Source organism: Chthonomonas sp. (assembly GCA_016788425.1).
Lineage (GTDB): Bacteria > Armatimonadota > Fimbriimonadia > Fimbriimonadales > Fimbriimonadaceae > JAEURQ01.
Map to the genome: position 1 here is coordinate 695,198 of JAEURQ010000002.1, position 24,600 is coordinate 719,797.

The 24,600-nt window shown below is 59.3% G+C and carries 33 protein-coding genes and 1 tRNA gene; 7 read left to right on the top strand and 27 right to left on the bottom strand.

The genetic code is table 11. The annotated features are described in order from the left end of the window. Window positions 1-21 precede the first annotated feature (21 nt). The 6 genes from JNJ45_05315 to JNJ45_05340 form a co-directional block, all read right to left on the bottom strand. Complete coding sequence (locus tag JNJ45_05315) at window positions 22-852, bottom strand: DUF1559 domain-containing protein (GenBank protein ID MBL8048082.1); 831 nt, start codon at window positions 850-852, stop codon at window positions 22-24. Between the two features lie 64 nt (window positions 853-916). Beyond that, the gene (locus tag JNJ45_05320) at window positions 917-1,969 is read right to left on the bottom strand and encodes a GNAT family N-acetyltransferase (GenBank protein ID MBL8048083.1); all 1,053 of its coding nucleotides are present in this window, start codon (window positions 1,967-1,969) and stop codon (window positions 917-919) included. Then, on the bottom strand, window positions 1,966-2,610 hold the full coding sequence (locus tag JNJ45_05325; GenBank protein MBL8048084.1) for a hypothetical protein: 645 nt from the start codon (window positions 2,608-2,610) through the stop codon (window positions 1,966-1,968). Before JNJ45_05325 ends, JNJ45_05320 begins: the two co-directional genes overlap by 4 nt. 3 nt (window positions 2,611-2,613) lie before the next feature. After that, window positions 2,614-3,717, bottom strand: coding sequence for a 2-C-methyl-D-erythritol 2,4-cyclodiphosphate synthase (locus JNJ45_05330; protein ID MBL8048085.1), 1,104 nt, complete (start codon window positions 3,715-3,717; stop codon window positions 2,614-2,616). After that, window positions 3,707-4,780, bottom strand: coding sequence for a hypothetical protein (locus tag JNJ45_05335; GenBank protein MBL8048086.1), 1,074 nt, complete (start codon window positions 4,778-4,780; stop codon window positions 3,707-3,709). Before JNJ45_05335 ends, JNJ45_05330 begins: the two co-directional genes overlap by 11 nt. Window positions 4,781-4,810: 30 nt before the next feature. Further along, window positions 4,811-6,229, bottom strand: a complete 1,419-nt coding sequence (locus JNJ45_05340; GenBank protein ID MBL8048087.1) for a transglutaminase domain-containing protein — start codon at window positions 6,227-6,229, stop codon at window positions 4,811-4,813. Between the two features lie 134 nt (window positions 6,230-6,363). Between JNJ45_05340 and topA the strand changes: the two genes are divergently transcribed. Both topA and JNJ45_05350 read left to right on the top strand, forming a co-directional pair. Continuing rightward, window positions 6,364-8,988, top strand: coding sequence for a type I DNA topoisomerase (gene topA / locus JNJ45_05345; GenBank protein MBL8048088.1), 2,625 nt, complete (start codon window positions 6,364-6,366; stop codon window positions 8,986-8,988). Between the two features lie 51 nt (window positions 8,989-9,039). Beyond that, window positions 9,040-9,114, top strand: a tRNA-Ala gene (locus JNJ45_05350). 64 nt (window positions 9,115-9,178) lie between these two features. On the opposite strand, the gene JNJ45_05355 is transcribed toward JNJ45_05350, so the two are convergent. From JNJ45_05355 to JNJ45_05450, 20 genes are all read right to left on the bottom strand, one after another. Beyond that, window positions 9,179-10,279, bottom strand: a complete 1,101-nt coding sequence (locus JNJ45_05355) for a tyrosine-type recombinase/integrase (protein ID MBL8048089.1) — start codon at window positions 10,277-10,279, stop codon at window positions 9,179-9,181. Between the two features lie 218 nt (window positions 10,280-10,497). Beyond that, the gene (locus JNJ45_05360) at window positions 10,498-11,505 is read right to left on the bottom strand and encodes a site-specific DNA-methyltransferase (GenBank protein MBL8048090.1); all 1,008 of its coding nucleotides are present in this window, start codon (window positions 11,503-11,505) and stop codon (window positions 10,498-10,500) included. Next, the gene (locus JNJ45_05365) at window positions 11,505-11,714 is read right to left on the bottom strand and encodes a hypothetical protein (protein MBL8048091.1); all 210 of its coding nucleotides are present in this window, start codon (window positions 11,712-11,714) and stop codon (window positions 11,505-11,507) included. The genes JNJ45_05360 and JNJ45_05365 overlap by 1 nt, the downstream gene beginning before the upstream one ends. Continuing rightward, complete coding sequence (locus JNJ45_05370) at window positions 11,695-12,045, bottom strand: HNH endonuclease (GenBank protein ID MBL8048092.1); 351 nt, start codon at window positions 12,043-12,045, stop codon at window positions 11,695-11,697. The genes JNJ45_05365 and JNJ45_05370 overlap by 20 nt, the downstream gene beginning before the upstream one ends. A 249-nt stretch (window positions 12,046-12,294) precedes the next feature. Continuing rightward, window positions 12,295-12,711, bottom strand: coding sequence for a hypothetical protein (locus tag JNJ45_05375; protein ID MBL8048093.1), 417 nt, complete (start codon window positions 12,709-12,711; stop codon window positions 12,295-12,297). Beyond that, the gene (locus JNJ45_05380; protein ID MBL8048094.1) at window positions 12,708-12,917 is read right to left on the bottom strand and encodes a hypothetical protein; all 210 of its coding nucleotides are present in this window, start codon (window positions 12,915-12,917) and stop codon (window positions 12,708-12,710) included. Before JNJ45_05380 ends, JNJ45_05375 begins: the two co-directional genes overlap by 4 nt. Next, complete coding sequence (locus JNJ45_05385) at window positions 12,914-13,441, bottom strand: ASCH domain-containing protein (GenBank protein MBL8048095.1); 528 nt, start codon at window positions 13,439-13,441, stop codon at window positions 12,914-12,916. The genes JNJ45_05380 and JNJ45_05385 overlap by 4 nt, the downstream gene beginning before the upstream one ends. Then, a complete protein-coding gene (locus tag JNJ45_05390) occupies window positions 13,438-13,620 on the bottom strand; it encodes a hypothetical protein (GenBank protein MBL8048096.1) in 183 nt (60 codons plus the stop codon). Before JNJ45_05390 ends, JNJ45_05385 begins: the two co-directional genes overlap by 4 nt. An 865-nt stretch (window positions 13,621-14,485) precedes the next feature. Continuing rightward, window positions 14,486-14,740: a hypothetical protein gene (locus JNJ45_05395; protein MBL8048097.1), complete on the bottom strand. Its 255-nt coding sequence runs from the start codon at window positions 14,738-14,740 to the stop codon at window positions 14,486-14,488. A 229-nt stretch (window positions 14,741-14,969) separates the two neighbouring features. Continuing rightward, a complete protein-coding gene (locus JNJ45_05400; protein MBL8048098.1) occupies window positions 14,970-15,230 on the bottom strand; it encodes a hypothetical protein in 261 nt (86 codons plus the stop codon). Continuing rightward, the gene (locus JNJ45_05405; protein ID MBL8048099.1) at window positions 15,227-15,493 is read right to left on the bottom strand and encodes a hypothetical protein; all 267 of its coding nucleotides are present in this window, start codon (window positions 15,491-15,493) and stop codon (window positions 15,227-15,229) included. Before JNJ45_05405 ends, JNJ45_05400 begins: the two co-directional genes overlap by 4 nt. Further along, window positions 15,493-16,290 (bottom strand): SAM-dependent DNA methyltransferase, encoded by a 798-nt coding sequence (locus JNJ45_05410; protein ID MBL8048100.1) that lies wholly within the window; start codon window positions 16,288-16,290, stop codon window positions 15,493-15,495. The genes JNJ45_05405 and JNJ45_05410 overlap by 1 nt, the downstream gene beginning before the upstream one ends. 160 nt (window positions 16,291-16,450) lie before the next feature. Further along, a complete protein-coding gene (locus tag JNJ45_05415) occupies window positions 16,451-16,714 on the bottom strand; it encodes a hypothetical protein (GenBank protein MBL8048101.1) in 264 nt (87 codons plus the stop codon). After that, entirely contained in the window at window positions 16,711-18,081 is a 1,371-nt protein-coding gene (locus JNJ45_05420; protein MBL8048102.1) for an AAA family ATPase, read from the bottom strand. Before JNJ45_05420 ends, JNJ45_05415 begins: the two co-directional genes overlap by 4 nt. A gap of 3 nt (window positions 18,082-18,084) precedes the next feature. After that, entirely contained in the window at window positions 18,085-18,276 is a 192-nt protein-coding gene (locus JNJ45_05425; GenBank protein ID MBL8048103.1) for a hypothetical protein, read from the bottom strand. Window positions 18,277-18,299: 23 nt separating this feature from the next. Beyond that, window positions 18,300-18,545 (bottom strand): hypothetical protein, encoded by a 246-nt coding sequence (locus tag JNJ45_05430; protein MBL8048104.1) that lies wholly within the window; start codon window positions 18,543-18,545, stop codon window positions 18,300-18,302. Continuing rightward, entirely contained in the window at window positions 18,542-18,883 is a 342-nt protein-coding gene (locus JNJ45_05435; GenBank protein MBL8048105.1) for a KTSC domain-containing protein, read from the bottom strand. Before JNJ45_05435 ends, JNJ45_05430 begins: the two co-directional genes overlap by 4 nt. After that, window positions 18,876-19,307: a hypothetical protein gene (locus JNJ45_05440; GenBank protein ID MBL8048106.1), complete on the bottom strand. Its 432-nt coding sequence runs from the start codon at window positions 19,305-19,307 to the stop codon at window positions 18,876-18,878. Before JNJ45_05440 ends, JNJ45_05435 begins: the two co-directional genes overlap by 8 nt. Further along, the gene (locus JNJ45_05445) at window positions 19,304-19,633 is read right to left on the bottom strand and encodes a hypothetical protein (GenBank protein MBL8048107.1); all 330 of its coding nucleotides are present in this window, start codon (window positions 19,631-19,633) and stop codon (window positions 19,304-19,306) included. The genes JNJ45_05440 and JNJ45_05445 overlap by 4 nt, the downstream gene beginning before the upstream one ends. Window position 19,634: 1 nt before the next feature. Further along, window positions 19,635-19,949, bottom strand: coding sequence for a hypothetical protein (locus JNJ45_05450; GenBank protein ID MBL8048108.1), 315 nt, complete (start codon window positions 19,947-19,949; stop codon window positions 19,635-19,637). A 162-nt stretch (window positions 19,950-20,111) separates the two neighbouring features. Between JNJ45_05450 and JNJ45_05455 the strand changes: the two genes are divergently transcribed. Next, complete coding sequence (locus JNJ45_05455; protein ID MBL8048109.1) at window positions 20,112-20,894, top strand: hypothetical protein; 783 nt, start codon at window positions 20,112-20,114, stop codon at window positions 20,892-20,894. Here JNJ45_05455 and JNJ45_05460 read toward each other — a convergent pair. Next, a complete protein-coding gene (locus JNJ45_05460) occupies window positions 20,891-21,664 on the bottom strand; it encodes a S24 family peptidase (GenBank protein ID MBL8048110.1) in 774 nt (257 codons plus the stop codon). The two genes, JNJ45_05455 and JNJ45_05460, sit on opposite strands and share 4 nt — an antisense overlap. Window positions 21,665-21,845: 181 nt before the next feature. Here JNJ45_05460 and JNJ45_05465 point away from each other — a divergent pair, with 181 nt between their 5' ends. The 4 genes from JNJ45_05465 to JNJ45_05480 all read left to right on the top strand — a co-directional run bounded on the left by JNJ45_05465 (window position 21,846) and on the right by JNJ45_05480 (window position 24,467). After that, entirely contained in the window at window positions 21,846-22,097 is a 252-nt protein-coding gene (locus JNJ45_05465; protein MBL8048111.1) for a hypothetical protein, read from the top strand. 164 nt (window positions 22,098-22,261) lie between these two features. Next, window positions 22,262-23,197 carry a hypothetical protein gene (locus JNJ45_05470; protein MBL8048112.1) on the top strand — a complete coding sequence of 312 codons (936 nt, stop codon included), beginning with the start codon at window positions 22,262-22,264 and terminating at the stop codon, window positions 23,195-23,197. After that, a complete protein-coding gene (locus JNJ45_05475; GenBank protein MBL8048113.1) occupies window positions 23,194-23,373 on the top strand; it encodes a hypothetical protein in 180 nt (59 codons plus the stop codon). Before JNJ45_05470 ends, JNJ45_05475 begins: the two co-directional genes overlap by 4 nt. After that, window positions 23,373-24,467 (top strand): hypothetical protein, encoded by a 1,095-nt coding sequence (locus JNJ45_05480; protein ID MBL8048114.1) that lies wholly within the window; start codon window positions 23,373-23,375, stop codon window positions 24,465-24,467. The genes JNJ45_05475 and JNJ45_05480 overlap by 1 nt, the downstream gene beginning before the upstream one ends. Window positions 24,468-24,600: the final 133 nt, after the last annotated feature.

The following is a 24,600-nucleotide window of genomic DNA, read 5'->3' on the forward strand; positions in this document are numbered from 1 at the left end:
ATGCAAAGCAGAGCTTCTTCATTAGAGCTTGGTTCGACCAGCAATGATCACGTCGGCCACACCCTTACACGTGTAACCGGAGTAGCTCGTGGAAGGTTTGTCGATGGCGATACAGTGATTGTAGATGTCTTGCGGACGTTGCGGCATAACCGTGAACGCATACACGCTGGTTCGGTAACCGGCCATGAGGACCGACTTTACGTGACCATCCATGTACAGGTGCGACCATTGGCCGTTGTGGCGGACGACGCGAGTGTTCGTTCCGTCAGTGCCTTGGAAGGCCAACGAGAGCGAGTAGTACGGATAGTCAAGCGTATCAGCAATCGTCAGGAACTGAGCGGGAGACTCAACTTCCGAAGTTGCGTAACCAACTGCACCGGCACCGGGATCACCCGTTTGGTAAGCGCGGTAAAGGCCGATCGAGTCGCCGATGCTCCACATGCCGAAGTTCGAACCGTAGCCGAGTTGACGGCGGGTCAGATTCCAGGAGTAGGAGTTGTAGCTGTGGCGCGACGTGCGATCCGGGCAGAAGTAGATCGCGTAGCTCTTCATGAACGGTGCCAGGCGAACGACCATGTCACCGGCGCGCGGATTGCCGTAGTCGGTAACGTTGCGCTCGACGGTCGGGAAGGTGTCATCGTACTGGTCTTGATACAGTTGCATGGCAAGACCGATGTTCTTCATGTTGGCGAGACAGGACGTGCGACGAGCGGCTGACTTGGCCTGGGTGAAAACCGGGAACAAGATGGCAGCCAGGATCGCGATGATGGCGATTACGACGAGCAGTTCGATAAGGGTGAACGCCGCCGTGGATGATTTGGAATGATGGCGAAATGACTTCACAATTCGCATTCTAATCCAAAAACCGGTGAATTGATGGAAATTCTTTGAACTTTTTTATGAATTGTTCGTAAGCTCAAAGTTGACCCACCGTTTCGGTTAGGTTCAGCGAGAATCCGTGCTCGTTGCTGTCGTCCGGGTCATCCAAGATGCGATCGCCCTGATGAATCGCGCCCAATCGCTTGTAAATTCCATGGGCGGTTGCGAGTTTCACGTCGGACCAAATCTCCATTTCGGAGGCCCCGTCGGCCAGCGCTTGGTCGCGAACGACCCGCAGCAGCGCACGCCCCAAACCCTGGCCCTGCGAGTCGGGGTGAACATACAGCCGGTGCAACTCGCAATCGGTGCCGCCGATGCGTGTTTGTCCCGGCCGCGGATCTGGAATGAGCCCAAGTTGCCCGCTAACCTGGGCATGGAGCGAAAGCGCCGCCGTGCCGAGAATCTCGCCTTCGACTTCGGCCACCCAAAAGTAGGCTTGCGGTCGCTCGTAGCTGCTCTCCAACGCATAGAGGTCGCGGCAGTAGTCCGCCTCATCCCAAGTAAATCCGTGGACATCGAAGCAGTCGCGAATGACGCGCACCACGCCCGATGAATCGGCGTCGGTGGCCAGCCGCAGGACGGGGCCGGCTGCGAGGTTCTTGACCATCACCACGCTGCGGTAGTTCGGGCCGTCCCACTGCACCTCGTGCCGTTCGTGGAAGCCGTGGCGGGCGTAGTAGCCGCGCAGATTGCTCGCGGGCAGGGCGGTGTCGAGCATCACTTGCGTTGCGCCGGCGGCGGCAGCTTGACGCTCAGCAAAGGCGAGTAGCTCGTCGCCGAGGCCTTGACCGCGCATCTCCTGCAATACGCAGAACTGAGAAATGATGCGGGTTTGCGAGCTGACGTAAAACTGCTCGTTTTGCTCCGGCGATTGGGAGCGATCTTCCAGACTGATCGTCCCGACCAACTCGCCTGCTGGGCTTTCGGCGACCCACACCTGCGCGCGGCTGGCGGGGTCAGCGGTGATCTCGTCGTTCTGGTAGGTGCCCAGGAACCGCAATCCCTGGTCGGCGAGCGTGGCGTAGCTCGCGTTGACCAGTCGAGTGAGATCGCCAATGCGGTCGTCGGGACGCCACTCGCGGATGGTCATGCGCGTTCTCCCGCCATGTAGGCTCGCCAATCCCACTTTAGCGGATCGTCGCACGGCAACAGCGCCGTCTCGGCCCAAACTCGCCCCTGTACTTGCTCTAAATCGAGCGTCGGTGCGGCGAGAACTTCGGGGTGGTGGAAGGGGCGGGTCACCTGACAATTCTGACAAACCGCGAGCAAGTTGATCGGGCGATTGCAGGCGGTTTTGATGTGGTCGAACGTCGTGGCCGCCTCGCCGCAGTGGGCGCATACGCCGCCCTTTTGGCGGAGCGTTCGCACGCGACCGGCTTCGGGGATGAGCGTGAGCCGATGCGGAAATCCGCCGCCAAGTTGATGCCACAGGGTTTGGCCCAGCCCGAGTTGACGTTCTGGATCGGTGATCGCGCCGCTGAGGATCGCCCCCCGGGTTTGCCGGACGACGCTACTGATGGAGCGGCACGATTCCCCGCAAAAGGGGCTGCGTTTGCCATGCGGCTCCACGCCGCAGTTGGCGCACATTTCAGGTCCTCGCTTATTGATGCTGCCGGGAATGGCTTCGAAGAGTGCGAGGTGAACCACGCTCGCTCCGCAGGCCGCGCTATCGCCGACAGCGACCGGCGGGAGGGCCAGCCGGGCAGATTCGATGGCGGCGCGCCAATCCATGGGTCACCGGCAAATGGTCGCCACGGCCATGGCGGCGATTCCTTCGCGACGGCCAATCGCGCCGATCCCTTCGTGAGTCGTCGCCTTGAGGCTCACGCAGTCGGCGGGGATGTCGCACGCCTCGGCGATCAGACCGCAGATTTCGAGGCGGTGGGGAAGAATCTTGGGTGCTTCGGCCAGCACCGTCGCGTCGATGTTCACCAGCGTCCAACCTTCGCTGCGTAGCATCGCCGCCGATTCGCGCAAGAACTCGATGGAGGCGCGATCCTTCCAGCGCGGGTCGGTGTTCGGATAGTGCATGCCAATGTCGCCGAGACTTGCCGCGCCGAGAATGGCGTCCACGACCGCATGCAGCAAGGCGTCGGCATCACTGTGACCCTCCAGGCCGCGTTCGCCCGGGAAGAGCCGCCCCCCCAACCGCAACGGACGCGAGGCGTCTGTCGAAAAGGCGTGGACGTCGTAGCCAAACCCGGTTCGGGTGACGGTGGGGAAGTGCGATCGAAGTTGCGTCATGTCGTCGGGGGTCGTGAGCTTCAGGTTAGCCGATTCGCCGGGCACCAGCGTGATCTCATGACCGGCGCGGCGCAGGTATTCGAGGTCATCGGTAAACGACTCGCCCGGGAATTGGGCGTGAGCTTCGGCCAATGCCTGGCGCGTGGAGCCTTGCGGAGTTTGCATCGCCATGAGCTCCGCGCGGTCCATCAATTCTTGGCCTCGGCGAACGGTGTCGCTGACCGGCATGGCGCAGCCAACGGCGGTCGCTCCCGCCCGCAGCGCGGCAAGAACTCTATCAATCAGGGCGTCGCTGACCAAGGGCCGCGCAAGGTCGTGCACCAGCACGAAATGGGCATCGGCGGGCACACGCGCCAGACCGTTGCGCACGGACCCCGGGCGGTCGGCCCCCGGCTCGGCGCGAAGCATATGCCCGGGTACGGCGAGGTCATCCGGCGCGACAACCACGATTCCTTGTATCTCTGGGTGATCAGAAAAGGTGCGAATGGCGTGTTGATAGGCGTGGATGCCGCCGAGGTCTTCGCGCAACTTATCGCGGCCAAATCGCTGGCTGGAGCCGCCGCCGAGCAGAATCGCCCACGCCTTATCGGCCATATCGCTTGTTGCGGTTCGCGTCAAAATCCGGCGCTTCGGCGAAGATCATTTTGCCGCGCTCGGTTTGGATAATCTGCGTGACCTTGACTTCCAAAATCTCGTTGAGGTGCGGGCGACCGCCCTCGACCACAACCATGGTGCCATCGTCCAGGTAGCCGACGCCCTGATTGGCTTGGCTGCCTTCTTTGACGATGGTCAGGGCCAGCTTTTCGTTGGGCAGAATATTGGGTTTCATCGCCAGCGCCAGGTCGTTGATGTTGAGCACACGAACCTTTTGTAGCCGCGCAACGGAGTTGAGGTTCATGTCGTTGGTCACCAAGTCCGCGCCGAGCAGCTGGGCCAGGCGCACGAGTTTGCTGTCCACTTCCTCGCGGGCGCCGCCGAGCAGGTGGTCTTTCGAACCGGCTTCGAGCGCGAACTGGTCCTCAATGAGCTTGAGAACGTCGAGGCCGCGCTTGCCGCGCTGCCTTCGCAGCGGGTCCGCCGAATCGGCGATGTGCTGAATCTCTTCGAGCACAAACTTGGGAATGTAAAGTTGCCCTTCAATGAACCCGGATTGCAGGACATCGTAGATGCGGCCATCAATGATCGTGTTGGTGTCGAGAATCTTGATTCCCGAGCGCCGCGCGGGGCGATCTTCGCGGTACCACGGCAAGGCGTCGCGCATGGAGCGCAGCGCGAAGAACATGATGAGGCTCGACGAGATGAGCGTGACGATGGTGGCGGTCGGCGCGATAAACGCGCCCGATGAGGAGAAGATGAGCAGGATCGGCGAGGCGACCACCATGCCCATGAGAATGCCGATGACCAGCGTGACCTTGTCACCCGAGCGCGCTTGTAGCCAACTTCGGCTGATGCGCTCCCACGCCCACACGAGCACCGTCGCGAGACCGGCGGCCACCACGAAGCCGAGCAGGCTAAGGCTGACGGCGACCAAACCGCGGTTGGGATTGTTGTCTTGGACGAAGCGCTCAGTAACGCTGTTGGAATATTGCGCGGTCATCCCGGCGCCGACAAGGCCCGCGATGCCAACCAAGATCAAGCGCAACAATCCTTTGTTCATCAGAAACTGCCTTTGATGAACAAAGGCTTACTAATAACGTACCAGTTCTAGACTCACTTTCGCGGCTCGAACTACACGAATGTTAAACGCTTCTTCTACGGAGCCAGCCGTGATTTTGATGTGGGTCGCGTCGAAAAATCCGTCTTGATTGCTGGGGTCGAGCGGAATCCACTCGCGGCCATTGAACGCCTCAACCCAGGCGTGGTAGCGCAGTTCCTGACCATCGGCGATGAGGCCGCCCACGAGTTTGGCGGGGATGCCCGACGCCCGCATGAGGGTCGCCGCGAGCACGGCTGCGTCACGGCACACGCCCTCGCCGGACTTGAGAATCTCGACCGCGTTGCGAGCCACACCGATCGTTGAGTCGGCGGTCATGTGGCCGTTCACCCAGGCGCGGATTCGGCGTGCCACCACGAGCGAGTTGGTGTCCTCGCCAATCAGCTTTTTCGCCACGCGCTGGATGTCGGGATGGTTGACCGGCAGAAGCGACTCTTCGGCGAGAAAGGGCTGAAATTTCTCGGGGTCGTAAGCGCCGATCGGGAGCGATTGCGAGGCGCGGGCCGCCTTGGCGGCGAGGGTCACGATCGTGTCGTTGCCGTCTATTGTCGCCGTTTGCGTGCGGTCGTTCGGGAGTTGCAAAGTGGTCGTGCCGCTCAAACGGAATGTCGCCGCGCGGACTTTGCGCGGCTTTTCGATGGGGCGATCAAGTTGCAGAGCGAGAATGCGCGCGAGGTTCGGGGCGCTCGCCTCAGGCTCCACCGGAATCGCATTGGACTCGCGGAACTCCATGCCCATTGACGTGCGCAGACCGGCGACTTCGCCGCTCGGGTTGACATAAATGCTGTTGACGCTGCTGGAATCTTGCAGGCTCAGCTCGCGCAGTTCGTGCCCGCCAAACGCCATCACTTGGCTCACGCCGAGATCCACGATCGGGGCGGTGGTCAGCTTGAGCGTGGTCGGGCAGATGGTCGTGAGGTTCGGCTGGGGCATCCCCTCGTTGAGAATCGGCAGATAGCTGAGCACGTCGCCAACGAGAACGCTATTCGCTGGGCGGGGGAGGTCGCGGTGGAACAGCACATCGCCATTGGCCACATCCACCTGGAGGCTACGGTTGTTGCAGTGAATGTTCACCGTGTGCCGGCGACCGGCGCTGACCTGGACGATCTGGATTCGATCGGAGTCGTTCGCCTCGTCCATCCACGTTTGCGTGGTGGTGCGGACCTCATTGGTGCCGGTCGTCGTGGCTATCGTGGTGACCCGCGTCGTCTCGATGAGGTGGCCGGGCTCTTTGTCGGGCCGGTTGAGAACGCGGACCGAGCAGTGCCCCACCGGGCTGCCTTGCCAACTTATGACAAAGCTTTGCTCACGAGAAAAATTCTGGGCAACCGCAGACGCACCCAGAACTAGACTGACAAAACCGAGGAACAATCGCCCCAACACCTTATACATAGTGGGCGAAAAACCTCAAAACGATGCAGGTGATTTTGCGGGTTTGTTCATCAAGTTGTCACAAAACGGGGGAGAAGTTGTCCAGGGGTACCCCTCCAAAAATCTTCGCGAGTTCCGTAGAATAGGAAAGTCCCATGGCAAAGCTCGTCATTGTTGAATCTCCCGCAAAGGCCAAAACGATCAGTCGTATCCTCGGCCCGGGGTATATCGTCGAGGCCAGCTTTGGCCACGTTCGGGACTTGCCGGAGACCTCCGACGACATCCCTGCCGAGTTCAAAAAGCTGAAATGGGCGAAGCTCGGCGTGAACATCGAGCAAGATTTTGAGCCGCTCTACGTGGTGCCCAGCAGCAAGAAACGGCGCGTGGATGACCTGAAAAAAGCCGCGAAAGGCGTGGACGAAATCCTGCTCGCGACTGATGAAGACCGCGAGGGCGAAAGCATCTCGTGGCATATTTTGCAAATTTTGAAGCCGGCCAAGAAGGTGGGCGTCAAGCGGATTGTGTTCCACGAAATCACGCCGGAGGCGATTAACGAAGCCGTTCGTTCGCCGCGCGACGTGAACGAATCGGTGGTGCGCGCGCAAGAGGCGCGCCGCATTTTGGACCGGCTCTACGGGTTCACCTTGTCGCCGCTGCTCTGGAAGAAAGTTGCCCCCAAGCTCAGCGCAGGGCGCGTGCAGAGCGTTGCCGTGCGCTTGTGCGTGGAGCGTGAACGCGAGCGCCGCGCTTTTGTGAGCGCCGAGTACTGGGATTTGTCGGCGCAGCTCTTCGCGCCGAGCAGCGAGTTTAAGGCTACGTTAACGTTAGTGCAAGGCAAGCGCGTGGCCAGCGGACGTCACTTTGATTCGGTGACCGGGAAGATGACCGGCGACGCCGTGCTGATTGACCGCGACCAGGCGCTGGACCTGCGCACCGCCGCTGAGAACGCCAAGGCGTGGGCCGTGAGCAGCGCCGAAAAGAAGCCCGGCCAAGAAACGCCGCCGCCGCCCTTTATGACTTCGACCTTGCAGCAGGAGGCCAACCGCAAGCTGCGATGGCCCTCCAAGCGCACCATGCAGATTGCGCAGACGCTGTACGAGGGCGTGGACCTGCGCGGCGACCGCGTGGGCCTGATCACCTACATGCGTACCGACTCGCTGAACCTGGCCGAACGCGCGCTGCAGGAGGCAAGGGAAGTGATTCGCGACCTTTACGGCGCGGAGTTTCTGCCCAACAGCCCGGTGCGATATCGCACCAAGAGCAAGGGCGCCCAGGAGGCGCACGAAGCCATCCGCCCGACCGACCTCAGTCGCCGCCCGCAAGATGTGCGCTCAGCGCTTTCCGACGAGCAATATGCGCTTTACGACCTGATTTGGAAGCGGACGCTGGCCTCGCAGATGTTGCCCGCTAAGGTGCTGCGCAACACCGTTGAGATTGAGGCGACCACCGAGCGCGGCACGCTGACCTTCGGCGCGAGCGGCAAGGAGATCGGTTTCCCTGGGTTCCTCCGAGCCTATGTCGAGGGTAGCGACGACCCCGAATCGGAACTCGGCGATCGCGAAACCGTGCTCCCGGCCATGAAGGTCGGTCAGCCGATTGAGTGTTGCGGTGTGGGCGCCGACGAGCACCACACCCGGCCGCCAGCGCGATACACCGAAGCCAGCCTCATCAAGACGTTGGAGGAAGCGGGTGTCGGTCGCCCGAGCACCTACTCCTCGATTATCTCGACGATTCAAGATCGCGGCTACGTGAACAAAAAGGGCAACGAACTGATCCCGACGTTCACCGCGTTTGCCGTGACCGAGCTGCTGGAGGACTACTTTACGAACCTGGTGGACCTGCGATTTACGGCGCACATGGAGGAGGAACTCGATGAAGTGGCCGATGGCGATCGGCACTGGGTGGAGCCGCTGCGCGAGTTCTTCTTGGGCGAAGATGGTCTGCAGCAACGTGTCGATCGGCAGGCCGCGGAGATACCGTTCCCGGCGATGGAGCTTGGCAAGGACGAATCCGGCGAGCCCGTAATTGTCCGCGTGGGACGCTATGGCACCTTTGTGCAGCGAGGCGAGGGCGGCCCCGGCAACCGCGCGACCGTGCCGGACACGGTGGCTCCGGCGGACCTGGACCTGGCGAGCGCGATTAAGCTGCTGAGCGGTCCCGCCGCGGTGGGCACCGACCCGGTTTCGGGCCGACCGGTTTTCCTGCGGAAGGGTCGGTTTGGCGATTATTTTGAAGTAGAACAGACGCCCGAGGAAGCCGAAGCCGGCGAAAAGCCGCGCCGCGCCAGCGTGCCCAAGGGCATGTCGGCCAGCGAGGTGACCGAGGAGCAGATGGGCAAGTTGCTGCAGTTTCCGCGCGACCTGGGCCTGCACCCGGATTCGGGTCAGCCGATCATGGTGACCATTGGGCAGTACGGCCCCTATGTGAAATCCGGCACCGAGATTCGCAATATTGAGACCTGGGAGCAGGCGGCGGAGATCACTCGCGACGAGGCGATTGCCGTGTTGGCGACCGCCAAGCCGGTGCGCGGACGTGGCGCGGCGGCGGCTGCGGCGGAGGCGATTAAGGAGTTCGCGGCGATGGAAGGCGTGGCCGGGCCAATGCGTGTGTTGGCGGGCCGATATGGACCCTATGTGACGGATGGCAAAACCAACGCCACCCTTCCCAAGGACATGGCTCCGGAGGATGTGACCGCCGAGCAGGCGCGGGATTTGATCGTGGCGCGCGCCGGTCAGCCGAAGAAAAAGGGGTTCAAAAAGCGCTCGTTCGCGCGCAAATGATCGCGTGGTATAATTTCTGAACGCCGCCGGCTGGTCCGGTCGGCCTCACGTGGGGGCATAGCTCAATGGGAGAGCACCTGCTTTGCAAGCAGGGGGTTAGGGGTTCGAGTCCCCTTGCCTCCACCACGATTTTGAACCTAAATGCTTGACGATGTGTCACCCATAAACCCCTGGGGGTGACACTATGTTTTTATCTGTCTGCTAGTTTTGCAATCATTTCCATTTCATCGTTGGGGCGGCGATCTTGGTACTTTCGACTGGTGCTGATGCTGGAATGGTTGAGAATTGCGAGAATCATGCTTTCAGGGGCACCGGCCGCCTGTAGGTTCGAGCGGCACGCAGCTCGCAGGTCGTGGAACGTGACGCGCTGGACCCCGGCCCGCTCGCAGAGTTCCGGCATCGACTTCGTGATTCGATCCGGCGCGATTGGTTTGCCGTGGGCGTCGTGGAAAACATAAATCCCTTCGTGCTGGCCAAAGCTGAGAATCTTTTCGCCAACCGATCGAGGAATTCGCAGGCAGTGGACCTTGCCCGGCCGCTTTGACTTGAGGCGCTGCTCTTCGCCGTGCGATTGCCGGTTCGAGCGAAGTGTGACCTCGGCATGGGTGTCCAGAAGCTGGATGTCAGATTTCTTGAGCCCACACACCTCGTTGCGACGCAGTCCGATGTGGCTGGCCACGTAAACCGGGCCTTCGACGCTCGATCCCACGGCCGCTGCGCAGAGTTTGCGCACCAGCTCGCTGTCAAGATCAGTCCGTTCCTTGCGCTCTGGGATCGGGGCGAGTTCGACCAGGCGATGATCTTCGTACGGGTAGCGGCGGGTTTTCTTTGCCAACTCGAGTATTGATGTCATCACAGCGTAGATGTTCGCGACTCGCTTTGGCGATCTCGGTTTCACGCTGACAACCCGGCCGGTCTTGTCCTTGGTTTCGATCAGCTCGCTCGCGATTTCGGAAATCCACGGTTGCAATACTTCGAGCGTGAGGCTGGTCACTTGGTAGCCGTAAAACCGGCTGATGTGCTTTTCCAGGATCGAGACGTATCCTTTGATCGTTGAGGTTGTGCAACGGACTTTTGCGCGTGGCCACCAAACGGTTTCGATGAATTCGCCAAGACATCCCGGCACCATTGGCTCGGGGCCATCGAGTTCACGCTCGAAGGCTTGCCGCTTTTGGATCACGATCAGGCGGCCCTCTTCTCCAGCTTTTCGCGACCTAAACCAGCGACGGTTTTTGCCTGAGCCCAGGCTTGTTTCCCACCGCTGATTGCTCTCGTCCCATCTCGGTTCCACGATCTGCATCATACATGATTCTCCTTTCGATTTCGGCGGCAAGCCCGGTGACTTGCTTGGTAGCGAACGTGCCCCAGACTCGGTCCGGCGTCAGTGATCCGTCCTTGATGAGGGCTTTGAGTTGTGCGTCGCTGATGCCCAGGTACCGCGCGGTGGCCGCTCTGCTCATGATGGGAGACAGCGGGTCGCGTTCGGGGCTTGCAGCGGCGCGGGGCATTTTAGGCGGTGGCCTCCGTGAAGACGATGGGGAGTTGAACGCGGCTGATTCGTTCGCGGATCAGATCGCAGTACTCCGCGTTGATTTCGATTCCGATGGCTTGTCGACCGTGCGCGATCGCGGCGGCCAAGGTAGTGCCAGTGCCCGCGAACGGGTCGAGCACGACTCCACATGGTGGGCACGAGGCTAGTATGCAGCGGCGCGGGATCTCAGATGGGAAAGCGGCGAAGTGGGCGCCCTTGAAAGGTTCGGGGCCGATGGTCCACACGGTGCGGCAGTTGCGGGTGTCGGATTCTACTCGTGTTGTTTCGCTGCGACGATCTTGACCGGGGCCGAACTTGCGACCGGGGACACTGCCTTTGTAGCTGGCCGGAACCTTGACGGTGGCATGCTCGATGGTCGCGTGTGAGCCGGGGCCGGTGTCCCAACCGGCGGGCGTCCGGCCGTTGGTGGTCTTGCGCGGAACCGCGATCGCTTTGGCGTCGTACCAGTAGCGGCGCGACTTCGCGAACATGAAAATGTATTCGTGGCTCCTTGTCGGACGGTCCTTGACCGACTCTGGCATGGCGGTCGGCTTCTCCCAGATGATGTCGCTGCGGAGAATGAAACCCATGTCTTGCAGTGCGAAGGCGAGCCGCCACGGCTGGCCGATCAGGGATTTGGGCGGCAGGTCGGTGCCGTTTCGATTTGGCGCCTTTTCGGGATTCACGCCCTTGCTTGGAACGCTGAGGTTGGACGGGCCGCCTTGGCCACCCCATGAACCGGCGTACGCGTCGCCCATGTTGATCCACATGGTTCCGGTCGCCTTGAGGACGCGGTGGCATTCGGCGAACACCTCGATCAGATTATCAAGGTACTCCTGGAAGGTGGGCTCCAATCCGATCATCCCGGGGTCCTCGCCGTACTTGCGAAGTCCCCAATAGGGCGGCGACGTGACGATGCAATCTACGCTCGCGTCGGGGAGAGTGCGGAGCATGTCGAGGGCGGTGCCATTGAGCAATTCGCACATCAAAAGATGATCAACTCCTTCGGAATTTCGTCTGGCTTCGTGGCGACAATGCGGCATCCGATATTCTGCAATTCGATCACCTTGGTCGTCGCGTGGATCGCTCGGACGATGGCCTCGTTTTGGCTCACGTCGCCAAGGAGGTTCATGAGTTTGTCGAGCGTTTGCCGATCAAGCGAACCGATGTTGAGACTAATCTGAGTGCGGCTCATGCGCATGCCTCCAGGATGTTGAGCGCGTGACTCCATCGTTTGCCCAGTCAACGTTAGGAGCTATGCTCAGCTGAACGCCAATGGTTTCAATCCAAAGTGCGGTGATCCTCTTTTTCCTTTTCAGTCGATAGCGGAACTTATGCAGTGATGAGTTGCGCTTCATGTTGTTGCAGGCAGAGCAACAACAAACCCAGTTTCCTGGTTGATCTGGCCCGCCGTTGGACAGCGGCACGATATGGTCGATTGTCAGCGCCTGTACATCGTTGCCACAGTATCCGCAGTGGCTACCGAATCGATGCACGTAGGCAACAGCGAACGCACGTCGGTCCATTAACGCAGTTCCTCTGTTATCATCGCTTCCTCGGAATCAGACAATGTGCGTTCGACGCACTCAGCTCGAATCCACTTGCTGCTCTGATATTGGTGAACCTTTCCTTTTGACGTGACTGTTGCGGCGGGATACTGGACATTGATGTACCAACCAAACCACCATGCTCGATTGAGGACTAGCCCGCGATTTGCACCAGATTCAATGTTAAAGACCCCGTGCTTGATTTGCACGACGTCGCCGACGTTGATGCTAGGCACTCTCGAACCCCCACTGATTGTGCTCGGGGAACATTTCCTCAATCGCTGATTTTCGCCCCTCGCGCTCAGCTAGGTCTAGCCGATCTTCGTATCCGGAGAACATTGACGGGTAATTCAGATTGGCCTCATCTATCAGCATATTTCGGTAGCGCATCAGCGCAAATGCCAGTTCGCCGACGCGCCCATAGACCTCATGTTCGCCTGTGATCTCCTTCGCCGCGTCGTAGCAATGTTTGAGCACGCCCGTTGTGAGTCGGCAACACGCTTTGCAACCTGCCCAGTGGGTAGGGTTCCCGGCGTTATCTACCGTCTCAATTGCGCTCAGCTTCCCGCCGCAGTACTGGCAAACGAAGTCCTTTCGCAAGGACTTTTCGCACTCATCCAAGGTAACGACGTAGTTGCTTCTCATATCCACGTCTCCACGATGCACAGCTCGTCAGAATAGTGACGATTGATGCAAACAAAGCCGTCTGGAATGTGGGCGCGGGCATCGTCCAATGTTTCAAAATCCCACGATTCCATTGGCTCCAGTCCGTTTGCGGAAACATCCCATTGCCTGACGACGAACCGGCCGGGAAAGTCGTCGGGTGAGTTGTACACGACGTACTGGATCATGCATTCACCTTCCGGATTAGGTCCTTGGTGTTGCCGCAAACGCCGCAGGTGGTGCTTTCGCCCGTGTCGCCATGGCAGCCTTTGCAGTACAGGTGAGCGGGTGTGATTTCGCCCGGAACCTCAAACAGCCCGAGTTGTCCTTTCAGCAGGACTGGGATCGCAAGCGGGCGCGGGTTGGCGAGCTTCCAGCACCAGTAGTCAGGATCCGGACCGGCTTTCCACGGTGAGTCGCAAGCGTAGCTCGGGATGCAGTCAACGAGGTCCACGACGCCGATGATCGCGCCGCGGGGCTCGTTACCAACGAAGTCGTACTCGTTTATGAACTCGGTCGCCATTCTCAGCCAAGGGTTGCCGTAGTCCCCTCGACAGTAGTCGCGAAAGTCGTCCAGGCGCATGTCGAATTGCTTCCCAGCGTGGATGGCGAGGGGTCCACGGTAATTCGTCCTCCAGTTGCGGTTTTCAATGTCTTTGCCGCCGTGGATGATCGCCCAGGCCCACGGTTGTCGGATGGAAAGGACTTTCATCTGGTCACCTTCTTGCGTCGTCGCTTCTTGCGCTGCGCGTCATCGTAGTTCATGGCAGCCATTTCGAGCATGTACTCCGCTTCATTGCGGGCCTTGTTCGGCGGCTGAGCCGAGATCACCGCCGATGCGAGTGCCCACGGGTAGAGCTCGGAGGTTGGGGGGATGACGATTTTTTTCATACCGACTCCTGCCCAGCGGCATGGAACTCGGACGCCTCATCTCCATCGCACTCACCACAAATGGCATCGCCGTTCGACTTGAAACGGTAGCTTCCGAGGGCCTTGTGGTTGTCGCCATCGTAGAGGACGCTATCGCACTTACAGCAACTGATCCACGGTTCCGCAGGCTGCATCCAACCACCACGGTCTGTAACGATTGCTGGTATTACCCTCAGGCACCAGTGAATGTCGCGGAACATCCACGAGTTCGACCGTTCCGTGAGGTACCTCCCTTCCGCAGCAAGCGTGAGGAAGTTTCCATCAGCCATTTGGCGCCGAATCGTCCGTCCGTCTACGAGTTCCCATGGGCCGAACTCAGGGTCGCACATCCACCGAGAAGGTTTCAGTACCTGGTCCCCGTCGAACGCTTGGTTCACGGTCATTAACCCTCATCCTCCACGTCCGACAGTTCAAACGGCGGGTTGTTAACCTCAGTTCGGCAATTGAACGGCGCATCTGATACGGGCCAAAAACAATCGTTGTGTGTTTCGCCCTCCTGTGGGAACGACCCGACGGCTTGGAAATCACTCCAGACCATCATAAAACGGGCACACTCGGCTCGAACTGGGCAGCCGCCATTTGTGCAAGCGGCGTAATCAGGCATCTCGCCCTCCTCGCTCTCGCTTTTTAAGCCTCCGAGTGCTCCAAATGTCCGTAGGAGTGAGGTCCACTGCCAGTGCCAGCTCAAATCGAGCATGCGCATCCGCAATCGACTCCTTGCCGAGGTAAATGGCTACCACGGGTCCGCGATTATGGGAGTATGCCCACCAGCCGGTCTGGCTGGGAGGGGAGTAAGTAAACCGTAGTGGTTTCCGGGGCCTTGGCACTAGACAGTTTCTCCTCGGCGAACGATCTCGCGGTGAAGCAGTTCGGCCTTTTCGATGGCCTTGGCGGCGTCCATGATCGCGACGTCTCGGTAGTGCCGGAGTGTCACGGTGGGATCAATCCCGTAACATGGTCGCTCGGCCATTTCGGTGAGGTGGCGTACCTCGTCCTCGACAGTAGGGTCGGGCGTCGTGATGGCGCGGGCCACTGCGGCTTCGGCCTGGATTCTGAGCCAGTGCTCTTCTGCGTGTCTCATAGCGCGGCTCCCTCCTGCTCCTGTTCGTCAGTTTCTGCACCTATGTTTCGCACGACCTGCGACGGATCAACGAGTATTCGAGTTTTTGGGATCGGTGGCTTTCGGAATACTTCGTCGGGAACTTCGAGCTCGACTTGCATGGCGTGTTCGCCTGCATTGAGCTTGAAATTCTCCGTTTTGGTAAACCGATCGATTCCTCGCTTGTTGAAGATTACAAAGTAGCTGTCTTTCACAAGAGCACCCCTTGGGCTGGTTCCCGGAGGAGCTTGTCTAGCTCGCGCTCAGCGGATTTGGATGCTTCGAGCTTGTCCTTTTGTCCGGCAAAGTATGCACGTTGGAGAGCGCGGACTTCATAGGCTTTTCGTGCGACTGTCAAGACATAAGCGGTGTCAAGGTCGCTCAGCTTGATGCCGCCGTCAAGCTCTACTGGAGAAAGGGCGCCGAGGCGCAGTTCTGGGCCAGGAGCGATGCCATTCAGGGCTCCGCTCATCGCTCCTCCTCAAGGGTCGCATCAGCGACAAAATCAACGTGGAGTCGTGCTAGGTCGCGAGCGTTTTCGATTCCCACTTCGCGCTCAGTTGGCACAACCGACCGCTCGGGCTGGAATTCGTAAAGAGTGCCGTAAATCAGGTTGCCGCTTGCTGTGGCGTACCACTGGGGATAACCACCGGGTAACTTGTGCGCCGTTTCGGGGCTCTTGCCGCACCCGATGAGGAGCAGAGCGATGGTAAGGATAAGTGTGTTAGGTTTCATCAGATGTCCATGAGCACCTGGCCCTTGCGGTCCAGGATGATGTCGGGCGCGGCGATAACCGCGGCGGGTGCGAGTGGGTCGGTTTCAGGCACCAGCGTTGCAATGGCGCTAGCCTGGCGCATGATGTTGAGGGCCGCGAGCTCGTGAGGCTGAGCCAGTCCGGTCGCTAGCGGGTGGAAGATATTGCGGCGACGTCCGTAAACTTCGTAGCTTAGTGAGTTTCCGTGAACGACCTCGGCCGGGATTCCGTGCAGAGTGAAGTTGATGAACGACATGTCGCAGGCCAGGGGACTCACGTCCCAAGCCTCGACGTAGATGTTCAGGCAACTGCACAACCCCCGGATCGAGATGAGTTCCTCGGCGGCGCACAACACCATTTGCCCGGCACCAGTGCAAGGTTCCTGAATCAGGAGTGGGCGGTCAACGGGGATCGTCACATCGGTTACGGTCAGCCTTGCCATGAGACGGCAGACATCGTACGGGGTGTAGAACTCCCCGTTGCTTCGCTGGGCGCTTTTGCTCCCGAGTTCCATGTGGACCGGCCCCATGACATCTCGGAAGTCGTTCAACTCCGCGGCCGCGATGAACTCGGCGAACGTATCACTGAGGGCTTGGATTTGGGCAGGCTTGTAGGGCGCGACCAATTGCCGATAGTCATCCTCGCGCTGTCCGGCGGCGAGCGCACACGCGGCGCATGCTACGAATAGCCGGAACGCTTCATGAGGATACGTGCGAAGGATGTCGCCAAGCTTCTCGAATGTTCGGGGACCGAACGAAGGCTTAGCGGTTTTCTTCACGAGCGGACCCCCAACTCGACTAGGCTATAGTCTCCCCTACCTACGATGCGAACATGTGTGGCCCCGATCGCCCACTTCTTCTTCAGGATTGTTGCCAGAGGTGCCTGACGGCACTCGATCCAGCCTCGTCCAGGGATGAAGATCTGATCAACCTGCTTGCTCACGCTTCCTCCTTATTTGGGAAAATGCGGTCGAAGTCGTCTGCATCTTCAGAGTCACATTCAAACCACTCCATGCAAGTGCGCAGGAGGTGGTCATAGTCTCCGGAAGTGGCTTCGGCGTTGAACCTGGTCCAGATTTCTTGCCAATCTTCGCGCCCCGTTTCCTTGAGGGCCCCGCGAGCTCGAGCAAGAATTGCAAACGCGTTTCCGTTCTCGCCCACCAGCTTTAGATGGGCGAGTTTCTTGATATTGGCCGTGCTCATGCACCGACTCCCGACAGCTCGCGGTAGCCGAGTTCGGTGTTGGCTCCGTCGTGGATGTAGATCGAGCATTGGCGGTCAAAGCCTTCTTCTTCCAGGTTGGCGACCACTTCGGCGAAGACCTGGGCGCCGCGCTGGGCGGCTTCGTCGGCGATGAGGCGCAGAGTTTTCTTGTCCACCGTGCTGGCGTCTCGGATCAGGATCAGGCCGAGTTGGCCACGCATGGCGAGGGCGATGCCGACCGACGCCCGCACCTGCTCGGCGTGGGAAGCCTGCCGGAACGGAATTTCGTTGAGGGTGACTTCTTTGGCGTTGAACGCGAGGCCAGGAACCGGGAAGTTGGCTTCGCTGAGCATCCGCTTCTTTTCCGACTGGAGGTAGGTCACCTGCTGGATGGCTTGCCCAAGCTCGGCTTCGGCCTTTGTCCATTCATCCTTTCCGGCGAGCTTCGCTTGGTTGTCGCGGAATTTTCGATTTGCTTCCTCGACCCCCGCCATTTGATTTTGAATTGCGGTTGGATCCTGCTTCACCATCTGATGCGCGGCCATTTCCAGGTTGCCCAGTAATCGACGATGCTCGGCGAGATTTGCTTCTTGTGTTTTCAGCCGGCTTTCGGCTTCTTCGAGTTGACGCTTCAGCCGTTGTATTTCGGCGGCGGATCGGTCAATCGCGTCCTCCATGCCGGTGATTTCCTGCCGTTTCAGGTCCGTGGCATTTCGCGCCTGGTCGCACGTGTTGTTGTGGTCAAGGATTCGCTGAAGCTCCTGACTTAGGTCGGCTACGCTGACTTCGGCGTCGGGGGCATCATCGTGCCAGGGGAGTTCGCCAACGCGGGCGATGAGTCGCTTTTGATGCTCATCAAGTTGGCTCTGTCGACTCCGCGCGTCTTCGATCTGCTTGTCGATCGCATCCATGTCGAGCCCGACCAGGTCGGCGAGGATGCGGCGTTGCTCGATGGGTTGTTTGGCAATAAAATCGAGCGGATCCACGAACATGCCTCCGATGAGGTCGTTCAGGAACTGTTGGGGATTCGGCACCTTTGTGCCGTCGTCAAGCCGCGTGATTTCCAGGTTCGGTTTTCCGTTGGCATCGAAAAGCCGCTTGACCTGGTACGGCGGGATGGTGACCTTGATGCCGGCTCCCTGGGCACCTGAGTGCACGGGCATGGTTTGCGTTCGGGGCACTCCGCAGAGGGCGTTTTCGATGGCGTCCAGGACGGAGCTCTTGCCATTGGCGTTTTCGCCGCCGATCGTGACGAGGTTGTCGCCCTCATCAAGAGTGAGTGAGAAGGCTCGGACGCGCTTGAACGAGCGGATGTCGATACCGGTGATCCGGATTTGATTATTGGGTAGTTGTAGTGTTGTGGACATGGTTTAACGTTGGGGCGTGATGCCGAATCGGGCATTGAGGTCAGCGCGGTTTGCGGCTTGGGCTTCCGCCCAGACCTGGCCGAGAATGATGCCGACGGAGAGGGTGCCGGCGATCAGCAGGGCCAGGCCGGGGCGTTTTCGCCGCCGTGGTTTACATTCGCAGATGGTTTGAATGGGGATGTGTCCGGAGCTCATCAGGCTCCTCGCTTGGCGGCGAGTCATGCGGCCACCTCGTACATGGCGTCGATTTCTTCGCTTGTTGCCCCGGACAGGAATGCCCGTTCCGCAAGAATTGCTTCGTGGGCGGCGGCGCAAAGCATGGATGCTCCCAAAACAGAACCCATTCGGTTCAGAAATTCGCGGTCCTCGCGAGTTGCGATCGCGGTGAAGCGGAACTCGGGCCAGAGTGGGATCTGGTGTACAGCGCGGTAGGCGCGAGACAATTGGAGTTCATGCGTTTTCATCGCATCGCTCCCTTTGTGTGAATGTCGGCCCAGTACTCGTCTGTCGGTTTGGATTCCAATTCGAGATCGGGGATCAATTCCTTGGCAACCTTGGTGTACGGGAAGTGCGGCTTGATCTGCTGGTTTAGCCATTGGCCGATGCTGAAGCCGGTCCCGATTTCGATAATGATTCCGGTTGCGGCGACGGCGTTGGGCACGTTGGTGTAGTCGTAGGTACCGCCGTTGCGAAACTCAACCCGCAGGACTTTGGCGTCGGTGCTGTATTCGAGCTTTGCGATTTGGGAGGACTTGCCCGCCGGAACTCGGCGGGTGATGTCGAAGTTGACGGCCTTAGACATTTGCGGCCTCCAGCGGTGCGCCAAGCTTGGTTTTGAGCGAGATGAATGTGCCGCCGGTGGAAACAAACCAGTCGGTTCCATCCCAGAGGTAGATGTATTCGGCCCAGCTTTCCTTGGCGCAGTCGACGAATTCTTTGAGCGTATTAAACGAAATTCTCGATCGGAACTCCTCGCCGCGGTCGCGGTGGTAGGCGCGGGTCCAATTGGCTGTCTCCTCGGTCTTGTTGTCGAAGTCGTGCTTTTCGCCGATTTCGCTCCCGAGTGAGCTGATGTCGCCCAACTCCAGGAGCTGCTTGACTTTCTCGTCGGTCGTGTAGTGTTTTAGGAGAGTGGTTCCAACTCCTGCGAGGTAGCCGTCGAAGTGGCAGTAGATGGCTTCGAATCCGAAATCGACTTTGCGGCCGATAAATGATCGGGTGCTCATGCTGGCACCTCGTTGTACTCAGAGATGTGAAGTGGTAAATCTTCAAATTTGCCGGGCAACACGAACGCAACCCAGGTTGACTTCCACATCTGGTGGGCCTCTGCCTGGTTGCCACGATGAACTCCGAGCGTCCAACCATCGTCGCGGATGAAGATTATCGGGGCGTTCAGGTAGATGGACTTATCAAGGTCACCAATGCTCTGAGGGGACCGCGCGAAGCCGTCATCGCAGAGAATTCTCGCGGGGCCTTCGGATTGGAGTTGGCGAATGGCCTTCTTAATGGCCTCGGCATGCGGGCCGCCTTCCCACCATTTACATGCGGGCATCTCAGCAACCCTCCACGGAGAAGGATTCGGACTGGCCTTCGGTAGTCCACATGGCGAGGTCGGCGAGCATTCTCTGCTCGGCTTGCTTGTCGCGCTTGGATTGGCCGTAAGTTCCGCGGATTGTGGCGAAGGTGCTGGCCTTCACCCACTGGCGGATGCTGGGGACGTAGACGTTCCCGGTGTGCCGGTCGTGGACGTTGGCGCCGGTCAGGCGGTGAGCTTTGGTGACCGCGCTGACGCGGTCGTCGCAGTTGTCGATAATGAGCAGTCGGCTCGTTCGCGGGGTCGCGATTCTGACGGAGTAACGTGTGTTCATTTTGTCCTCGGGGCGGTGCCCTGAGAACATATTATACCAAACTTGATCGAAATTTATATCAAACGCGAAGTTTTGTTGAATATTGTGCTGACGATGGGCAAGCGTGTGACCAAAATTGATACGTCAATAGGCACTTTGGCCCAGTCGTGATACAATCGCCTCATGTCTCAGCCGCCGATCAATCAACCGCCACAGCAAGTGCCTCCCCCATTTCCGGGGCATGGAACATCCATGCAGCCGCCAAGGAAAAATCCAGGGCTGATCACCTTGATCGCTCAGGCGTTCAAGCAGTGGTTCATGGGACTCTCGGGAACCGGCAAGGCGTGGGTCGTGGGAATCGGAGTTGTCGTAATCTTTGGAGCTCTTTCAGGACCTCCTAACAGTAAGGATGAAGTAGACGCCGGCAAGCCTGCTTCAAAGACAGACTTAGATGCGAAGCGGTCTTCGCTTGGTCAACCGCCAAAGCAACCAGAACAGCGCGGGACGGGAAAGCGCACCAGATCGCAGTACATTGCCGAAGCTACACAAGCGTACGCAGCCGAACTCGATGCAGCCAAGTTAGCGGCTCGTGGGGATGCCCCAAAGCCTAGTGAGTGGGATGGCATTTGCCCCGAAGTCAATCGTTACTTGAAAGCAACACTCAATGATCCAGATTTTGATTTGGTCAAGTGTTACGAAGTGCTAGACCTGGGCGAATATTGGGGGCAGATGGTTCAATACCGAGCCAGAAACGGGTTTGGCGCTAAGGTGATGGCAGTGCACTTATTCCTGATTCAGCATGGTGAGGTGGTCCGACAAGTTGGAGACGTGAAAGAAATTGAACGACTTGTCGAACAGAAAAAGAAGGCGGAAAAGCTCACGGTGCGTAAACTCGGCGCCGCCCTGGAGAAGGCGCAACAGGAGGCGGACTCGATGGTTCGAAAGGGTATCTTAGTGAAGGACTAAAGTAGTCGGCCCCGGAGCTTTTCTTCGAACATGGCCCGGGTAAGGCCATCGTATTCGGGGCCGATTTTCAGGTCTCCTGACTTGCTGATGACGCCAATGAGATATCCGCGCAAGACCGCTTCTTGAATCTCGCGGTCGGGGTAGGCAGAGTTCCACGAGCGGAGGATCCATCGCCCATTTTCGTACACCATTTCCTTGAGGACGGCCGAAGTGTCCCCGTCGAGGTAGACAGCGAATGGCATGCGGTTGCGCGGCTTTGTGCTATCCATGAACACGCATGTATCCCCCTCGTGAATCAAGGGCATCATGCTGTCGCCCTCGATCACACAGCCGCTGAACTCTTCCATGGCGAACTCAGGAGGGACCGGGATGGTGGCGGGGGACGATGTGCGCTCCCCGGCGGTTGCGGTTCCCATACCTGCGCTCAATGGCTCGACCAGTTTTAACAAGCCCACTTTCGCGGGCGCGACTTTGCGTACTCGGCCGCGTTCCACTTCCTGGCCCTCGGGTCGATAGCCCTTCTCCACGAGCTTCAGTAGGATGTCCTCAGGAATTGGTTGGTCGGGCCGGTACTCATAGTTTTTGTACATGCCATACGAAATCCCCAGCTCAGAAGCCAGTTCAGCTTGAGACCGTCGATATTCCTGTTTTCGCCAACGGACCAGGTCGAAGCGTTTGGACCCCATTTCACCATTGTTCCGGGAAAATAATTGATCAGTTGAGATATTTTCTGATATCACGATGTATAATTCTATCAATGCGCTCAGCAAATCAGCCGAATTGTGAGGGGAAACAAGTAATTGAACGTGGGACCTTAGTCCAAAAAGTCAACCAGTTAGTGGCGGATGGATATAAGGTTCTCTCAGCTTGTCAGAAGGTTGGGATTACGCCCCTTCAGTACTACCGCTGGCGCAAATCCGCGTCGGGCGGCTAACCCCGGCAAGCACACCTATGAACACACACGTTAATCCTTCTCAATCCGGGCCAGGCGGCCCGTCAACACTTGCGCCCGAGCCGGGCGTTCTTTACGATTTGCAGTTTGACTGCCCAGTCTGTGGGGTGCTTCGGCCAGTCGCGCTGGACCTCATGTCCAGCGGCGTGACGGCGCACTGCGCGGCCTGCGGTGAGCAGGTTCCGGAGGTTCGGCCGGTTGAGGCTCATGACCCGGATCGGGACAAGCATCCGTATGGGGGCTTGGGTTGATCGACGTCTTCGAGCCTCAGGACACGGCGGACAGCCCGATGTATGCGGCGGCCGAGAATGGCAACTGCTACACATGGGCGGGGCGGAAATACCCTCGGGTGACCTCGATCTTGTCCGTTTTCCCTTCTGACCACCTCATGGCGTGGGCGGGAAAGATGGGAGCCTTGTCCGCCGCCGCCCCGCTGGTTCATGCCGGGCTATTCACTCCGGACATGGAATCGACCACGATGGCCGAACTCGAACGCTACGTCGATGCCGAGGCGATGCGGGAGATCAGCCACGCCGAAGCGATTGACCGGGCTTGTGACTGGTCTGACAATATGCGGGCTCAGTTCCGATACCGCGATCACAAGGGGCGGATCGGTTCGGTTTACCACTACTGCCTTTACGAGCGGGCACTGGGCCTGTGGGACGGACGCGACGTGTTCGAGCAGGTTCATGCGGTCTCGGCGAGTCGCAGGATTTGGGTCGGGCATGAAGATGCTCTGCTTCGCTACGCCGAATACGGCAAGGAACCGAGTGCGGTCTGCCTCGACCTTGCGCATCACGCTCTCCGATACGTTGAGCGTGGCCTCGAGTTCCTGGAGCGATTCCGGCCGGAATTCGAAGCCCTCGGAACCGAGTCGGTTGTGGTTCACACGGGCGAGGAATACGCCGGCACGATGGATGTTGCTTTCCGGGTGCAACGATCAGCATTCCAGGAAGTCGATCTCGCGTGGCCGTTTGTTGGTCAGGATTCTGCATTGCTTCTTGGCGACTGGAAGACATCGAATTACCTGAGCGGAACCGTTCGGTTCCAATTGGCGGCGTACGCCCGGGGTTCATTTATCGGCATGCTTGATGACCACAGCGAGCACAGCATCCCTGATGTTGATGGCCTGGCGGCACTCCACATCACGCCGGATGAGCCCGTGGTCCCGAAGATTTGGGCGGGTCGGGATAAGATCGACGCCTTCTTCGAGGTGTTCTGCGCGGCGAATTCGTTGTACCGGGGCATGCAAGACCTGCCCAGAGCCAACGCCGCGAGGCGTTACTCGGAGCCGAAGCCACCGAAGCGCGGTGAGCGGGTTTGTCCGATTCAAGTCGGGGGTGGTCGATGATCGGACGCATTGTGCGGGTGCTCGACATGCGCTATCGGGTGCTGGAATCAGACGGTCGCGACTTTTACGGATTCCCGATCGGGGTCGAGGACCCTGTCGCGCAGTGGATCCCTGTGTCATGGATTGACCGTGAGGACATCCCGCCTGTCGCTGACGTGCTCCAGGAGGTGAGCTGATGCCGAACCTCCTTCAGCGCCAACAGCGGATGGTTGAGGTTGGACGGATTCGGATTGGCGAAAAGACCGCAGCGGGATACCCCACCAGCCGCAGCACCTTCCGGTTCACGTCGCGGCACAAGGACATCCTGCAATTGGTTCAGGAGCAATATGGCGGCGAGCTTCGGCCATGGAGCGAAAAGCCGGGTGAGTGGGAGCTTCTCTCTGATGCGGCAGAGGTCAAGGTGCTCTTCAGTTCCAAGCCCCGCGGGGACGGCGATCTGGAGTCGCTGGTGCAGAACTGGGAGCGTTGGGCGGGTGGAACCTGCACTCATCGGTGCGACGGGCGGACCTGCCAATTTTGGCGACAAACCGGCACCAAGAGGGGCAAGAACGGGAAGGTGGTGCCGGTTCATGAGCGAGCTTCCGGCCCTTGCCAGTGCGACCATAGCGGAGCTGCTTGCAAGCCAGCTTGCAAGCTCGTCAGCAGGTTGATGCTGATTTTGCCGAAGGTTCCGACCCTCGGCATGTGGCGAGTGGATACCAGCTCGATGGTCTTCGACACCGAGATTCAGGCCCTCCTCGACACGCTGGGGGCGCTTGCGCCAGGGAATGTATCGCCGCTACTGATGTCCATCGAGTTCCGGGTCAAGCGGACTGGACCCGATGAGGACAACAGTCGGTTCCCGGTGATCAAGTTGGTGCTCGATCCGGATCCAGTTTCGCTGCCGGCACTCATCGCAGGGATTCGCGCTCAGTCCATGGCCCTCCCTGAACCCGGTCCAGTTTCCGGTCTAGGGGAGCTTCCGGCTCCGCGACCCTCGTTGCCCCCCGGGGCGCCAACCCTTGCCGCCGGTTCAGAGCCGAGTGACGATGAGCTTCGCGCGTATGTGTCGTCGCTGGGCGAGCAAGTGGGGGATTTTTGGACTTGGTGCGAGGGGGAGGAGCTTGATTGGCGGGTGATTGCCCGCGCGGCGTTTGCGCGGAAGATCGCTTGCGCCACGACATTCTGGGAGGGAGCTGAGAAGTTCCGCTCCCGCAAACATGAACGAGAACATGAGAACGAAATGAACGACACTCAAAAATCGGGCGACAGTGGAGTGAGCCCGTCATGATCACTCTGCACTTGACAAAGGGGTTCGAGGAAGTCTTCGTGGACCCCTCGAATATTACGGTTGTACAACCGACTGAAGCGGGAGGGTCCTTTGTAGTTTGCGGACCCGACTGGCGAATTCGTGTCAACGAATC